The 13,737-nt window shown below is 43.6% G+C and carries 13 protein-coding genes; 11 read left to right on the forward strand and 2 right to left on the reverse strand.

What is annotated here, in order from left to right; genetic code table 11:
- Positions 1 to 118 precede the first annotated feature (118 nt).
- Positions 119 to 1,819, reverse strand: a complete 1,701-nt coding sequence (gene efbA, locus IGJ26_RS08270; protein ID WP_430600001.1) for a fibronectin-binding protein EfbA — start codon at positions 1,817 to 1,819, stop codon at positions 119 to 121.
- 108 nt (positions 1,820 to 1,927) lie between these two features.
- Positions 1,928 to 2,326 (reverse strand): DUF1622 domain-containing protein, encoded by a 399-nt coding sequence (locus IGJ26_RS08275; RefSeq protein WP_005235970.1) that lies wholly within the window; start codon positions 2,324 to 2,326, stop codon positions 1,928 to 1,930.
- 126 nt (positions 2,327 to 2,452) lie between these two features.
- Between IGJ26_RS08275 and IGJ26_RS08280 the strand changes: the two genes are divergently transcribed.
- The 11 genes from IGJ26_RS08280 to IGJ26_RS08330 all read left to right on the forward strand — a co-directional run bounded on the left by IGJ26_RS08280 (position 2,453) and on the right by IGJ26_RS08330 (position 13,736).
- Positions 2,453 to 3,028: a hypothetical protein gene (locus IGJ26_RS08280; protein WP_005235969.1), complete on the forward strand. Its 576-nt coding sequence runs from the start codon at positions 2,453 to 2,455 to the stop codon at positions 3,026 to 3,028.
- Positions 3,029 to 3,405: 377 nt separating this feature from the next.
- Positions 3,406 to 4,458, forward strand: coding sequence for a tryptophan ABC transporter substrate-binding protein (gene trpX / locus IGJ26_RS08285; protein ID WP_010748363.1), 1,053 nt, complete (start codon positions 3,406 to 3,408; stop codon positions 4,456 to 4,458).
- 78 nt (positions 4,459 to 4,536) lie between these two features.
- A complete protein-coding gene (locus IGJ26_RS08290) occupies positions 4,537 to 5,421 on the forward strand; it encodes an ABC transporter permease (RefSeq protein ID WP_008379889.1) in 885 nt (294 codons plus the stop codon).
- Positions 5,421 to 6,179: an ABC transporter ATP-binding protein gene (locus tag IGJ26_RS08295; RefSeq protein ID WP_005235966.1), complete on the forward strand. Its 759-nt coding sequence runs from the start codon at positions 5,421 to 5,423 to the stop codon at positions 6,177 to 6,179. The genes IGJ26_RS08290 and IGJ26_RS08295 overlap by 1 nt, the downstream gene beginning before the upstream one ends.
- A 413-nt stretch (positions 6,180 to 6,592) precedes the next feature.
- Complete coding sequence (locus IGJ26_RS08300) at positions 6,593 to 7,462, forward strand: shikimate dehydrogenase (RefSeq protein ID WP_034872642.1); 870 nt, start codon at positions 6,593 to 6,595, stop codon at positions 7,460 to 7,462.
- 40 nt (positions 7,463 to 7,502) lie between these two features.
- Positions 7,503 to 8,528 carry a 3-deoxy-7-phosphoheptulonate synthase gene (gene aroF / locus IGJ26_RS08305; RefSeq protein ID WP_005226100.1) on the forward strand — a complete coding sequence of 342 codons (1,026 nt, stop codon included), beginning with the start codon at positions 7,503 to 7,505 and terminating at the stop codon, positions 8,526 to 8,528.
- Between the two features lie 36 nt (positions 8,529 to 8,564).
- Positions 8,565 to 9,620, forward strand: coding sequence for a 3-dehydroquinate synthase (aroB, locus tag IGJ26_RS08310; protein WP_005235964.1), 1,056 nt, complete (start codon positions 8,565 to 8,567; stop codon positions 9,618 to 9,620).
- A 19-nt stretch (positions 9,621 to 9,639) separates the two neighbouring features.
- Entirely contained in the window at positions 9,640 to 10,806 is a 1,167-nt protein-coding gene (aroC, locus tag IGJ26_RS08315; RefSeq protein WP_005235960.1) for a chorismate synthase, read from the forward strand.
- Between the two features lie 45 nt (positions 10,807 to 10,851).
- Positions 10,852 to 11,934: a prephenate dehydrogenase gene (locus IGJ26_RS08320; RefSeq protein ID WP_008379898.1), complete on the forward strand. Its 1,083-nt coding sequence runs from the start codon at positions 10,852 to 10,854 to the stop codon at positions 11,932 to 11,934.
- 9 nt (positions 11,935 to 11,943) lie between these two features.
- The gene (gene aroA, locus IGJ26_RS08325; protein ID WP_008379900.1) at positions 11,944 to 13,233 is read left to right on the forward strand and encodes a 3-phosphoshikimate 1-carboxyvinyltransferase; all 1,290 of its coding nucleotides are present in this window, start codon (positions 11,944 to 11,946) and stop codon (positions 13,231 to 13,233) included.
- Positions 13,230 to 13,736 carry a shikimate kinase gene (locus IGJ26_RS08330; protein WP_008379901.1) on the forward strand — a complete coding sequence of 169 codons (507 nt, stop codon included), beginning with the start codon at positions 13,230 to 13,232 and terminating at the stop codon, positions 13,734 to 13,736. Before aroA ends, IGJ26_RS08330 begins: the two co-directional genes overlap by 4 nt.
- Position 13,737: the final 1 nt, after the last annotated feature.

A 13,737-nucleotide genomic window follows, 5' to 3' on the forward strand; every position in this document is an offset into this window, starting at 1 on the left:
GATAGAAGGAAAAAGCATAAAAACCGATCACAAGCGCGTGTAGTTTCGCAGCGCTTTTGTGGTCGGTTCTTTTATTGATTACACTATGTTTTTTTGATCCGAATAGACTGAGGAGCAGCTAGGACTGTTTTAATCTCAAAATTCCCTCATCAGGTGTCACAAAAAGCGTTTTTTGATTCTCATAAATGACGAATCCAGGTTTGGCACCATTCGGTTTCCGAATATGTTTGACTTGCACGTAGTCCACCGGTACTTGGGCAGATTGACGATATTTTGAGAAATATGCGGCAAGCTCTGCAGCTTCCATTAAGGTTGTCTCACTAGGATCATCCGAACGAATGATGACATGAGAGCCAGGAATATTTTTGGTATGCAGCCAGATATCACTCTTACGAGCTGTTTTTAAAGTCAGTTGGTCATTTTGTAAATTGTTTTTTCCAACGAAAATTTCTGTTCCGTCTGAAGAAAGAAATCGTTCTGGTTGCGAAGGAGCGGCTTTTTTACGCTGTTTCGTCCGATTTTTGACATAGCCTTGTGCAATCAGTTCTTCCCGAATAACCGCCAGATCCATTGGAGAGGCGATTTCTAATTGAGCTAACACGGATTCGAGATACGCGATTTCTTCTTTCGTTTCGGCAATCTGCTGATGGACCAGTTTGACTGCATTTTTTAATTTCTGATAACGTTGAAAATATTTCTGAGCATTTTGATTGGGAGAAAGAGCGGGATCTAATTTGATCGTCAAAAGCCGATTCTCATCATAGTAATTTTCCAAATCAACTGAAGCAACACCTCGGGGGACTTGATTCATAAAGGTCGTCAAAAGCTCACCTTTTTGACGGAATTCTTCGGCGTTTTCTGAATCGATTAACGTTTGTTGCCGTTTCTTTAACTTCAATTGGTTGCGTTTCAGTTCATTCTCAACCTTCTTTAGTAATTCGCCACCTTGTTGTTTGACCCGATCTCTTTCCGCCTTGTCGTGATAAAACGCATCTAAAAGCTCGCTCAGACTCTGATAATGGGTGACAGTGGTGGTCGCATCGATCAATGATGGATAGGGAATTGGTGTGAAATATTCCTTTTTCTCTGACTGAAGATAACTTGGCGCTAGCTCCTGGGTAAGCTCTGTAAAGAAAGCTTCCCACTGACGCAGTTTTTCATTGGGATTGGCATTGATTCGAGCGATTAATTCTTCTGCTGTATCGCGGCCTAAGCCTTGGAATCGTTGTTGAAGTTCTTTTGCCGTCAAGGGATCGATGGTCGATAATTCTTCAAAAATTTTGGTGCGAGAGGCTGTAAAAGGATTAAGTGTTGTTTGCTTTGGTGGTGCAATATAAGTAGCACCCGGTAATAAAGTACGATACGTATTTTGTGAATGACCAATGTGTTTGATTGTATCGACAATTTTTCCGCTCGTCTTATTCATTAATAAAATCGTGCTGTGACGGCCCATCAATTCGACAATCAAGACGAGGGATTGTAAATCACCTAGTTCATCTCGTCGAGTAAAATGAAAATGGATCACACGGTCATTGTCGATTTGTTCGATTGATTCTAAGATCGCCCCTTCTAAATATTTCCGCAGCATCATCAAGAAATTCGGTGGGGTTTCTGGATTGCTATAGGCGATCGTTGTGCATTGCACACGAGCATAGGTGGGATGTGCGGATAGCAAAAGTTTATGATTTTTCCCTTGGGCACGGATCACAAATACGACCTCATTTTCATAAGGTTGATGAATTTTGTTCACACGTCCACTGGTTAATTGATTTTGTAATTCTTTGACCATTAAATGGGTAAAAACACCATCAAAAGACATATTGTTTCCCTCTTTTCTTATAAGGATAGTTTGACTGAGGGATTGATCCTTCCAATGTCAAATATTCCTATCTATTATACCGAAGAATCCAAAGAAAAGCCATGGCAGCTAGCTTTCCTTTTTCTTGTTAGGTTGGTGATCGGTGGTTTGCAGTGCACGCTCAATTTCTTTGTTCAAGAAATAAGAGATGACTGTTCGAATAATAACGACTGCAGCTAGACGTACGATGTCTTCGAAAGTAGGGTGGATGATCGTCTCAATAATATCTGCTGCAATCAAGATCTCAAGACCTAATAAGACATAACTCCCTAAATAATTGCGGATAAAATTATTCTCTCTGGCTGCCACCAAACGGTCCTTTTCTGTTAATTCGTAGCGCACGAAATCAATGCCTGCGATCAATACACCCCAAACGATGACGAAAATGGAGAGAAAGTTTAAACAGACAACAATGAAATCGAAGATTGGGTTGGCTCCAGTCATCAAAGAACTAGCTAGATTATGCATAATGACTCCTTTACCGTTTTCTTTTATCTTACCGAATTATCGAAGAAATGTGAAGTTTCTTGACGTTCTAGAAGGGAATTGATAGTATGAATTAATAGTAGGATTTTTAAAAAAGGTGGGCAAATTATGGAACAAGTTAGGAACTTTGTTCATTACACGAAAGAAAAAACAGTGGAAAGCTGGCAAGCTTTGTTAGATGATCTATACCGTGATCAGAAAAAAACGATTTTCACGCTGATCGGAGGCATTCTTTTCGCGCTGGTTTTTGCAGGCTTGATCGTTTTTTCTCAAAATCGCATCAACGCCTCTTTAGTGGATCGAATCGCTTTCGACAAGTTACCTTCGGAAAAAGTACAGCCATTACCATATTTGACAGCTGATAAGACGATTCGCGAAACAAGAGCGATTTCTGTGATGTACAGTAAACCAAATGGCCCACAGCTGGATCAAGTGTTTGATCTGATCCAAGCACAGGAAGACGAAATGAATCGAACATTTTTTTATTATCCGATCGTCTATGACGTGGCATTTTTCTCCAATGAATATGACATTGATCCTGATAAAGTGACCTTTGTCTTCTATGAAGAAGGAGTCGAGAAAAATCGCTTTACTTTTGATTCATTTGAGCAGCCAACGACGGAATTCATCCCAGAATTGAATCGTTTACCCATGTGGACGATTCGTTCTTCTGCCAATGATTGATAAAAAAATCTGACAATTTGACAGAAAATTGTTGACGTTTTTTTATCAATAGGCTAAACTAAATTCAATCAAGAAAGAAAACAAGTTGAGAAGGAGGAACAATCATGAAACTATTTATTCCATTGCAAGTGAAATCATGGCAAAACTGGCGTAGATAGTTGTATTGATGGGACCTCATTCCATAGATACAACTTTTTAGAGAACCTTCTAAAGTGCTGTATCTATGCTGGTAGTTGAATTTATCGCCGCATAGGACAAGCTTCTATGCGGCTTTTGCTTACTTGCAATTGCCGTCACATAGGCAGTTGCTTTTTTTGTTCTCAAAAACCATAAAATGAAAAACACGAAAAACGTAAGCAGAAAAAGGAGAATGAAAAATGAAAAACAAGGGATTAATTGCATCGGTTGCCGTTATTTTATTATTTTTAGGAGCGACATTTGTCTATCAGTTAGGAATGAGAAGTGGGACCAATCAAGCTAGTGAGACTTCGGAACCAGTAGAAAAAGCTGAAAAAACAGTCGGGATCCTACAATTTGTCAGTCATGAAGCACTGGATGCGATCACCGAGGGGATCAAAGAAGGCCTTAAAGAATCAGGCTATACCGAAGGGGACAACTTGACGATCGAATTCCAGAACGGTCAAGCGGATCAAAGCAAATTGGCAACGATGAGCCAGCAGCTGCTAAATAAAGATGCCGACGTTTTGGTTGGGGTAGCAACACCCGCAGCACAAGCGTTGGCGAATGTCACTCAGGATGTACCAATCGTTTTAGGAGCGGTCACTGATCCAGTTGGGGCAAATCTCGTGGCAGATATGGATCAACCCGGTGGAAATATCACTGGTGTTTCAGATAAAGCACCCGTCGCTGCGCAAATCAAACTAGCAAAAGATTTGCTGCCGGAGGCAAAAACAGTCGGCATTTTGTATTCTTCGACTGAAGACAATTCGAAATACCAAGTGGCAGAAGCAGAAGCTGCTGCCGAAGAAAATGGCTTGACCAGCAAATCGTATGCCGTTCCTTCAAGTAACGAAATTGCTCAAATGGTGCAAGTGATGGCACGAGAAGTCGACTTTATCTATATTCCGTTAGATAACACGATCGCAAACGCAATGCAGACGGTAGTACAAGAAGCCAATAAATCAAAAACGCCCATCATCACGTCTGTTGATACGATGGTGGAACAAGGCGGCTTAGCAACGGTTGGGCAAGATCAATTTACGATTGGGGTCGAAACTGGGAAGATGGTGGCAGCAATTCTTGACGGGACGGCCGAACCTGCGACAACTCCGATCTATACATTCAGCGATGGCGAAACGATCATTAATGAAACACAAGCGCAGTTATTGGGAATCACTATCCCAGAAAACCTCAAAGACGAGGCAAAATTGATTACAACGACACCGGAAAGTGAAGCAAGTGATGAGTAACAATTAGGAACAGCAATCACCTGCGATCACCGAGAGAGTCTTGAAAGAGAAAACTTGTAAGAATATGGAGGAAGAATGATGATTGTTTCAGCAATAGGGCAAGGGCTACTTTGGGGAATCCTGGGATTAGGGATTTTTATGACTTATCGTATTTTGAATTTCCCGGATATGACGACGGAAGGGTCCTTTCCGTTAGGCGGTGCTGTCTGTGTGACAGCGATCACCCATGGGGTGTCGCCCGTCTTAGCGACTTTGTTAGGAGTATTGGCTGGGATGTGTGCGGGCTGTGTGACAGGACTTCTTTATACAAAAGGCAAAATTCCCGTGATTTTAGCAGGTATTTTGGTGATGTCTTCATTGAACTCGGTCATGCTGTTTGTGATGCGCTCACCAAACCTCTCTTTATTAAACCAACCGAAAATTCAAGATTTTTTTACTAGAATGAATTTACCGAATTATTATGATACGGTGATTATCGGATTGATCATGGTCTTGTTGATTGGGGGCGTCTTGGTTTACTTTTTCCATACCAACTTGGGTCAAGCTTATATTGCTACCGGGGATAATGAACACATGGCCAAGTCAATGGGGATCAATACGGATCGAATGAAAATCATTGGACTGATCGTCTCCAATGGCGTGATCGCACTCTCAGGCGCATTGATCGCTCAAAACGACGGCTACGCCGACATAAGCAAGGGAATCGGTGTGATCGTTATCGGACTGGCGTCAATCATCATTGGTGAGGTATTATATGGTGAATTGACCTTGCTGGAACGTCTGATCGCTATCGTGATCGGCAGCATTATCTACCAATTATTGATCCTATTTGTGATCAAAGCTGGATTTGATACGACTTACTTGAAGATCTTCTCTGCAATCGTCTTGACGATCTGCCTGTTGATCCCTCAATTTAAACAAGCCTTGCATCTACGCACTGGTTTTGAAACGGAGGATGAATAATGTTAGCCTTAAAAAAAGCCTTTAAAGTTGTCGGCAACGGACCGAATGAGAAAAAAGTGCTCTTGAATAAAATCGATCTTTCTTTAAAACCAGGAGAATTTGTCACGGTCGTCGGAGGAAATGGCGCCGGCAAAAGTACGCTATTCAACTGCATCTCAGGCACCATGCCCTTGACGAGTGGGCAAGTGATGATCGATGATCAAAACGTGACCGCACTTTCGGAAGAAAAACGTGCCCGCTTTTTGGCACGTGTCTTCCAAGACCCGAAAATGGGCACTGCTCCCCGTATGACAGTGGCAGAAAATCTGCTGTTAGCACAAAAAAGAGGGCAAAAACGGTCACTTGGTCTTCGACAACTCCAAGGACAAAGGGAAATGTTCTTTGCGCTTTGTAAAGAAATCGGCAACGGGTTGGAAAATCATTTGGATACGCCAACGGGCAGTTTATCTGGTGGTCAACGACAGGCACTAAGTTTATTGATGGCAACGATTCAAACACCAAAACTGTTGTTGCTAGATGAACATACGGCTGCGTTAGACCCAAAGACCTCCAAACAGCTGATGCAAATCACTGCAAGACGCGTGGAAGAACAAAACCTAACTTGTCTCATGATCACCCATCGGATGGAAGATGCATTAAAATACGGAGACCGCCTGATCCTGCTCAGAAAAGGGGAAATCGTCAAGGATCTTTCAGCAGATGAAAAAGCTCGCTTAAGTTTACCAGAACTGTTACTGTTCTTTGAAGACGACTTATAAACCCTTGATAGAACAGTGTTTTCGAAAAATATAATCAAATAAATGAAAAAAATAAGAAAAAATCATTGACATCTTTCAAAGTTAAACCTATACTTAGGTCAATCTTACATCAGTTTGGAGCGAAGGACTATGCAAAAATTATTGCTAACGAACCCCACACAACTGAATAAATATTACTTTAGCTATTTTAGATAGGTTTGTATTCATGAAGGCATGGGTACAAACGCTAAGTTTGTATCTATGATGGCTAGAGCATTTCGTAATGAATTCGCAGCCACGTAGATCGTAAAATCTATAGTGGCTATTTTTTATATTCACATATCGGCGCTGTCGCTATGTAATGTTTGAAGGTGTTCACTGTAGATTCTTAAATTTACGGTGGACATCTTTTTTTGTTGAAAGGAATGAACCAGATGAAACAAATGATAACCGGTCACACACGGTTGGCGGCACTATTTGCCAAACCAGCCAAACACAGCATCTCTCCAGCGATGCACAATCTTTCTTTTGAAGAACAAGGGATCGACGCCGTGTATCTGGCCTTTGATGTTGAGCCGGATGATTTAGCCGCTAGTATCCAAAGCATCCGTCAGTTGGATCTCTTAGGTGTCAATCTATCAATGCCCCATAAAATGGCAGCAGTACCGTTGATGGATGAATGCTCACCAGCAGCCGAGCTGATCGGCGCAATCAATACAATCGTCAATCAAGAGGGGCGATTGATTGGGCACAATACAGATGGTATCGGCTTTATGCGCGCACTTGAAGACATTCAAGTGTCGATCATTGGAAAAACGATGACTGTGATCGGTGCAGGTGGAGCAGCGACAGCAATCATTAGTCAAGCTGCACTAGATGGTGTCAAAACAATCCGTGTCTTTAACCGCAAGGATGAGTTTTATCCAATCATCCAGGAAAAATTGACACAGATCGCAGAAAAGACCGCCTCTGAGATCACATTAACGGATTTAGAAGATCAGACGGCTCTAAAAACAGCCATCGATCAAAGCAGTCTTTTAGTTAATGCTACTGGCGTGGGGATGAAGCCGAATGATACGGTAAGTCCTCTAAAAGACAAAACACTCTTGCGGGAATCATTAGCTGTCTATGATGTCATCTATAATCCAAGAGAAACGCAGCTTTTGAAAGATGCGAAAGCAGTCGGTGCCAAAACTGCAAACGGCTTAAGCATGTTGCTGTATCAAGGTGCAGCTGCATTTAAACTTTGGACAGGCCAAGAAATGCCTGTTGAAAAAGTAAAAGCACTTATTGAATCCATGTAAAAAATAAAAAAATTAGAAAAAACGAAAGTAGGAAGAAAAAATGATCGTAATTATGAAACCAGGCGCTACGCCAGAACAAGTTGAAGTTGTTGTAACTAGAATCAAAAAAGAAGGCTTAGATGTTCAAGTCAACCAAGGAAAAGAACAGGTCGTTATCGGGTTAAAAGGGGATACACGCCGCATCCAAGATGTTGCTTTTCGCAGCTACGAAGGTGTCGAAGATGCCATTCGGATCTCAAATACTTACAAATTGACCTCTCGTGAGTTCCATCCGCAAGATACGGTTGTGGATGTAGATGGTGTGAAAATCGGTGACGGCAACTTTGTTACGATGGCTGGTCCATGTTCGATTGAAGGCTTAGACCAAATTCGTGAATGTGCCCGAATCGCCAAAGCTGGTGGTGCACAAATCTTACGTGGTGGTGCCTTCAAACCCCGCACATCGCCTTACGCATTCCAAGGGCTTGAAGAAGAAGGGCTAAAATACATTCGCCAAGCTGCTGATGAAACTGGCATGAAAGTCATCACAGAAGTCATGGACGAAGGACATATCGATATGGTGGCGGAATACAGTGATATTTTGCAGATTGGTGCTCGGAACATGCAAAACTTCAAATTGCTAGCTGCCGTTGGAAAAACTGGGAAACCAATTGGCCTTAAACGAGGCATCTCAGGCACGATCGACGAATGGTTGAATGCAGCGGAATACATCGCTGTTCAAGATAAAAGTGAAGTGATTTTCATTGAACGTGGGATCCGAACTTACGAAACAGCAACCCGTAATACCTTTGATCTAAGTGCAGTACCAATCATCAAAAAACTGAGCCACTTCCCAATCATCGTCGATCCTAGTCATGGAACAGGTATCTGGGATCTCGTACCACCAATGGCAAGAGCGGGTGTTGCTGCCGGCGCCGATGGGATGATCGTAGAGATCCATCCAGATCCAGCCAATGCTTGGTCTGATGGTCCTCAATCACTTAACGAAAAAACGTACATGAACATGATGAAAGAAGTCCATATCATGGAAAAAGCGATGAAAGAAATCAAAGCGTTGCAAGACTAAGCGTGAAGACAACCAATAAAAGAGGTGCAAAAATCAATGTTACACATTCACTTAGAAGACCATTCCTATGATATCCTCATTAAACGAGGGGCGTTTCGAAAAGTCGGAACCTGGGTACAACAGTTGTGGGACAAACAGCGCATTGCCGTCATTACAGACAGCAATGTCGCACCCCTGTATGGCGGACAAATCGTTGATTCCATAACCGCTGCCGGGTTTGAAGCGACACTGTTAATCGTACCAGCCGGCGAAAAAAGCAAATCACTAGAGCAAGCAGCTAGTTTATATGATGGTCTTGCCCAATTCGGAATGACCAGAAGCGATGGGATCATTGCCCTTGGTGGCGGTGTGATCGGTGATCTCGGAGGATTTGTTGCTTCTACTTATATGCGCGGCATTGATTTCTTGCAGATTCCGACGACGTTATTGGCACAGGTCGATTCAAGTATCGGCGGAAAAACAGCTGTAAATACTGGCAGTGCCAAGAATCTCGTTGGCACGTTTGCCCAACCAGCCGGTGTGATGATCGATCCAGATTTACTTGAAACTTTGCCGCTTAAACGCGTCCAAGAAGGCATTGCTGAAATCATCAAGTCAGCCGCTATTGCAGATCCTGAACTTTGGCAAACGTTAGCAGGTTTGAAAGATGAAGCCGATTTGTTGGCCCACGCTGAAAATGTGATCACAGCTTCTTTAAAGGTTAAACAAAAAGTAGTGGAAGAAGACCCCTTTGATCATGGTAGTCGTCTGACACTGAACTTCGGTCATACGATCGGTCATGGCTTAGAAAGAACGGCTGCTTTTGAGACTAGTCACGGAGAAGGCGTTGCGATGGGGATGATTATGATTACCCGACATGCAGAAGCCACCGGATTAACACCAAAAGGTACGACCCAGCAGCTTACAGAAATGGTTGAGAAGTTTCACTTGCCGATTACACCAAGGGAAATAGATAAAGAGCAATTATACCAAGCAATCACTCATGATAAAAAAGCCCGCGGGCAACAATTGAAGATTATTCTATTAGAAGCGATCGGACAGGCGAAAATCGTGACGATCCCGACTGAAAAAATCAAAGACTACCTAGTATAAGAAAGGAAGGTAACGGATCATGCGTTATATTACAGCAGGCGAATCACATGGACCAGAGTTGACCGCCATTATCGAAGGGTTACCGGCAGGATTGCCATTAACAGCAGAAGACATCAATTTTGAATTAGCGAGACGACAAACCGGCTATGGTCGTGGGGGACGGATGTTGATTGAAAAAGACCAAGTCCGTATCACTTCCGGTATCCGTCATGGAAAAACATTAGGCTCTCCTGTGACTTTAGTGGTCGAGAACAAAGATTGGAAAAATTGGACCAAGGTCATGGCAATCGAAGAGGTACCAGAAAAAGACCGCAAACTACGACGAGTGGCACGACCAAGACCTGGTCATGCTGACTTGGTCGGCGGTATGAAATACCACCATCAAGATCTACGAAACGTCCTGGAACGTTCATCTGCCCGGGAAACGACTATGCGGGTAGCCATCGGCGCAATCGCGAAGAAAATTTTGAAGGAGCTTGGCATCGATGTGGCAGGTCATGTAACGATGTTAGGCGGCATCAAAGCAGAAATTCCAGAAGGGTTGACCGTTAAAGAAATCGCAAAACGTTCTGAAGCTTCAGAAGTAAGGGTGTTAGATCCGTCAGTCGAAGAAGAAATCAAGCAGTTGATCGATCAAACGAAGAAAAATGGTGATACGATCGGCGGCGTAGTGGAAGTGCTTGTTGGCGGCGTTCCTGCTGGTCTTGGCAGTTACGTGCAATGGGACAAAAAACTTGATGCGAAGATTGCCCAAGCCGTGGTCAGTATCAACGCCTTTAAAGGTGCTGAGTTCGGTGTTGGCTTTGAGGCAGGTGTTTTACCGGGTTCAAAAGTCATGGATGAGATTTTATGGGACGAACAACGGGGCTACACCCGTCGCAGCAACAACCTAGGTGGTTTTGAAGGCGGCATGACGAACGGGGAACCAATTGTGGTTCGCGGGGTTATGAAGCCGATCCCGACCTTGTACAAGCCGTTGCAAAGTGTTGATATCGACAGCAAAGAACCGTATAAAGCAAGCGTCGAACGCTCAGATAGCACCGCTGTACCAGCAGCTAGTGTTGTTTGTGAGAGTGTGGTGGCAACAGTGGTGGCCAATGAACTATTAGAAAAGTTTCCAAGTGATTCTTTCGAAGAATTGACCGCATCTGTTCAGGCGTATCGAGAATACTTGTTAACCTACTGATTAAAGAAACAGCAAAAAATTCCAGTAGAAATGAGGATTCTTTTCATGAGCCAAAATATCTTCGTCGCCGGTCTAGGATTGATCGGCGCTTCCTTAGCAACATGTATCAAAAAGGCACATCCGCAAGTGCATTTGATGGGGTGGGATTGTCAGGAAACCAATGAGATCGCATTAGCAACAAATTTAGTAGACGAAGTGCCCCCTTCATTTTCTGAAGGTGCTGTCCGTGCCGACGTGATTTTGTTGGCATTGCCGGTAGAGATCACCAAAAACTATCTTGCCGAACTGGGGGCACTTTCATTAAAGCCTTCGGTCCTGGTAACAGACACCGGCAGTACCAAAGCGGAAATCACGCAATTTGCCGAGTCCTTTTCCTTTGATTTTATTGGGGGCCATCCGATGGCTGGCTCTCATAAATCAGGGATCACAGCAGCCGATGAGAACCTTTTCGAGAATGCTTACTATATCTTCACACCGACGAAAAGTCAGCGGGTGGAAGAACTACAAGAGCTTTTTCGCGGCACTAGAGCCAAATATGTGGCACTTGCTCCCCAAGAGCATGATCAAATCACAGGGATGTTGAGCCATCTGCCTCATATTATTGCTTCGGGATTAGTCAATCAGGCAGATGCCTTCAACCACGAACACCCTAGAGCACAGCAACTTGCAGCAGGCGGTTTTCGCGATATCACTCGCATTGCTTCTTCAGATCCTCGTATGTGGACCGATATCTTATTGAGTAATCGACAGGAGCTGCTGCAGCTGATCGATGAGTGGCAAAAACAAATGACGACCATGGCTCACTGGTTGCAGAAAAAAGACGAACGGGCGATCTTTCGGTTTTTTGAATCCGCGAAGGAAACACGGGATCAATTGCCGGTTCATCAAAATGGGGCGATCCCAGCATTCTATGATCTATTCATCGATGTACCGGATCATCCCGGCGTTGTCGCTGAAGTGACGGGGCTATTGAGCGAACATCAGCTCTCTTTGATCAACTTGAAAATTCTTGAAACTCGAGAAGATATTATTGGTGTTTTACAGATTTCATTCAAAACGCAAAATGATTTGCTGCAAGCAGAGCAGCTGATTCAAAAAAAGACGACCTATTCATGTCGAAAAAAATAGGAGGCCGTTATGAAACTAAAAAAAGCAACACATCTAAAAGGGACGATAGCAGTCCCTGCTGACAAATCAATCTCGCATCGTAGTATCATGTTCGGGGCGTTAGCCGAAGGGACAACGATTGTCCGTAATTTCTTGCGTGGAGAAGACTGCTATAGCACCCTTCATGCATTTCAATCATTAGGCGTTCCAATCCATGATGACGGTCAGACGATCACGATTGAAGGACAGGGCTTTAATGGCCTTAAGCCTGCCCAAGACCCAATTGATATCGGCAATTCTGGTACAACGATTCGCTTAATGATGGGGATTTTGGCTGGACAGCCATTTACAACCACCTTATTCGGCGATAACTCTTTGAATAAACGTCCGATGAACCGAGTTATGCTGCCATTAAGAGAAATGGGTGCCAATGTGAGAGGGCATGAGCAGACGGAGTTCCCACCGATCACCGTTAATGGTACTGCTTCTTTACAGCCCATCAATTATCAGATGCCCGTAGCAAGTGCCCAAGTAAAATCGGCGCTGATTTTTGCGGCATTGCAAGCACAAGGTACCTCGACGATTATTGAAAAAGAGACAAGTCGCAACCATACCGAAGAAATGATTCGTCAATTCGGTGGTGTCATTACAACACAAGGCAAAACGATCACTGTGACGGGACCTCAAACACTCCAAGGACAAGAAGTAATTGTTCCTGGTGATATTTCCTCCGCTGCTTTTTTCCTAACAGCCGGCGCGATTATGCCAGAAAGTGAGATCGTTTTAAAAAATGTCGGGATCAACCCCACTCGTACAGGAATTCTTGACGTACTAGAGGAGATGGGTGCTTCAATTGCTTTTTCTAATCAAGACGATCAGAATCAATCAGCTGACCTTACCGTTCGAAGTTCTACCTTGCAGGCAGTGACCATCGCTGGCGATATTATCCCACGTTTGATCGATGAATTGCCGATCATTGCGTTGTTAGCCACGCAGGCTCATGGCAAAACGGTGATCAAAGATGCGGAAGAACTAAAAGTAAAAGAAACCAACCGAATTGATGCAACTGCCGAAGAGTTGACAAAACTTGGAGCGGACATCACTCCCACCGAGGACGGGTTGATCATCAACGGTCCAACCCCTTTGCATGGCGGACGTGTGTCAAGTCGGGGGGACCATCGCATCGGCATGATGCTGCAAATTGCCGCCTTATTGACAGATGAAGAGGTAGAATTAGAAAAAGCCGAAGCCGTAGCAGTTTCTTATCCTGATTTTTTTGAGGATGTCGCACGTTTGGCTAAAGGAGGAAACAGCGAGTGAAAAAAGTGATATTAATTGGCTTTATGGGTGCTGGAAAAACCACGATTGGTCGTCTTTTGGCTGAAGAAACGAAACAGTCTCATGTGGATTTTGATGACTTGATCGTTGCTGAGATCGGCATGACCATTCAAGAATTTTTCGACCAACACGGTGAGGAAGCCTTTCGCAAAATCGAAACGGATATTTTAGCTAAAACTTTGGCAAAGGAACAAATTATTTCCACTGGTGGGGGCATCGTATTAAAAGAAGAAAATCGTCAACTTTTAAAAGAGATGCCGCTCGTCGTGTATTTAAAAACAGATCCCGAGGAGCTGATTCATCGCTTAAAGGCGGATAATGGCAGCATTCGTCCCTTAGTCGTCTCAAAATCACCAGAAGAAATATTGGCTGTTTACCGTCCTCGGATCCCTCTTTATGAAGAAACTGCTTCATTGATCGTTGAAACGACGAACAAAGCACCAGAAGAAATCGTACAGGAAATTTTGATCAAAGCGGGTGCATAAA

The organism is Enterococcus sp. AZ095a (assembly GCF_050546735.1).
Lineage (GTDB): Bacteria > Bacillota > Bacilli > Lactobacillales > Enterococcaceae > Enterococcus_D > Enterococcus_D entomosocium.

Bases quoted from the DNA above. Each gene is read 5' to 3' on its own strand.
- efbA (WP_430600001.1), bottom strand. From the start codon at position 1,819: ATGTCTTTTGATGGTGTTTTTACCCATTTAATGGTCAAAGAATTACAA.
- IGJ26_RS08275 (WP_005235970.1), bottom strand. From the start codon at position 2,326: ATGCATAATCTAGCTAGTTCTTTGATGACTGGAGCCAACCCAATCTTC.
- IGJ26_RS08280 (WP_005235969.1), top strand. From the start codon at position 2,453: ATGGAACAAGTTAGGAACTTTGTTCATTACACGAAAGAAAAAACAGTG.
- trpX (WP_010748363.1), top strand. From the start codon at position 3,406: ATGAAAAACAAGGGATTAATTGCATCGGTTGCCGTTATTTTATTATTT.
- IGJ26_RS08290 (WP_008379889.1), top strand. From the start codon at position 4,537: ATGATTGTTTCAGCAATAGGGCAAGGGCTACTTTGGGGAATCCTGGGA.
- IGJ26_RS08295 (WP_005235966.1), top strand. From the start codon at position 5,421: ATGTTAGCCTTAAAAAAAGCCTTTAAAGTTGTCGGCAACGGACCGAAT.
- IGJ26_RS08300 (WP_034872642.1), top strand. From the start codon at position 6,593: ATGAAACAAATGATAACCGGTCACACACGGTTGGCGGCACTATTTGCC.
- aroF (WP_005226100.1), top strand. From the start codon at position 7,503: ATGATCGTAATTATGAAACCAGGCGCTACGCCAGAACAAGTTGAAGTT.
- aroB (WP_005235964.1), top strand. From the start codon at position 8,565: ATGTTACACATTCACTTAGAAGACCATTCCTATGATATCCTCATTAAA.
- aroC (WP_005235960.1), top strand. From the start codon at position 9,640: ATGCGTTATATTACAGCAGGCGAATCACATGGACCAGAGTTGACCGCC.
- IGJ26_RS08320 (WP_008379898.1), top strand. From the start codon at position 10,852: ATGAGCCAAAATATCTTCGTCGCCGGTCTAGGATTGATCGGCGCTTCC.
- aroA (WP_008379900.1), top strand. From the start codon at position 11,944: ATGAAACTAAAAAAAGCAACACATCTAAAAGGGACGATAGCAGTCCCT.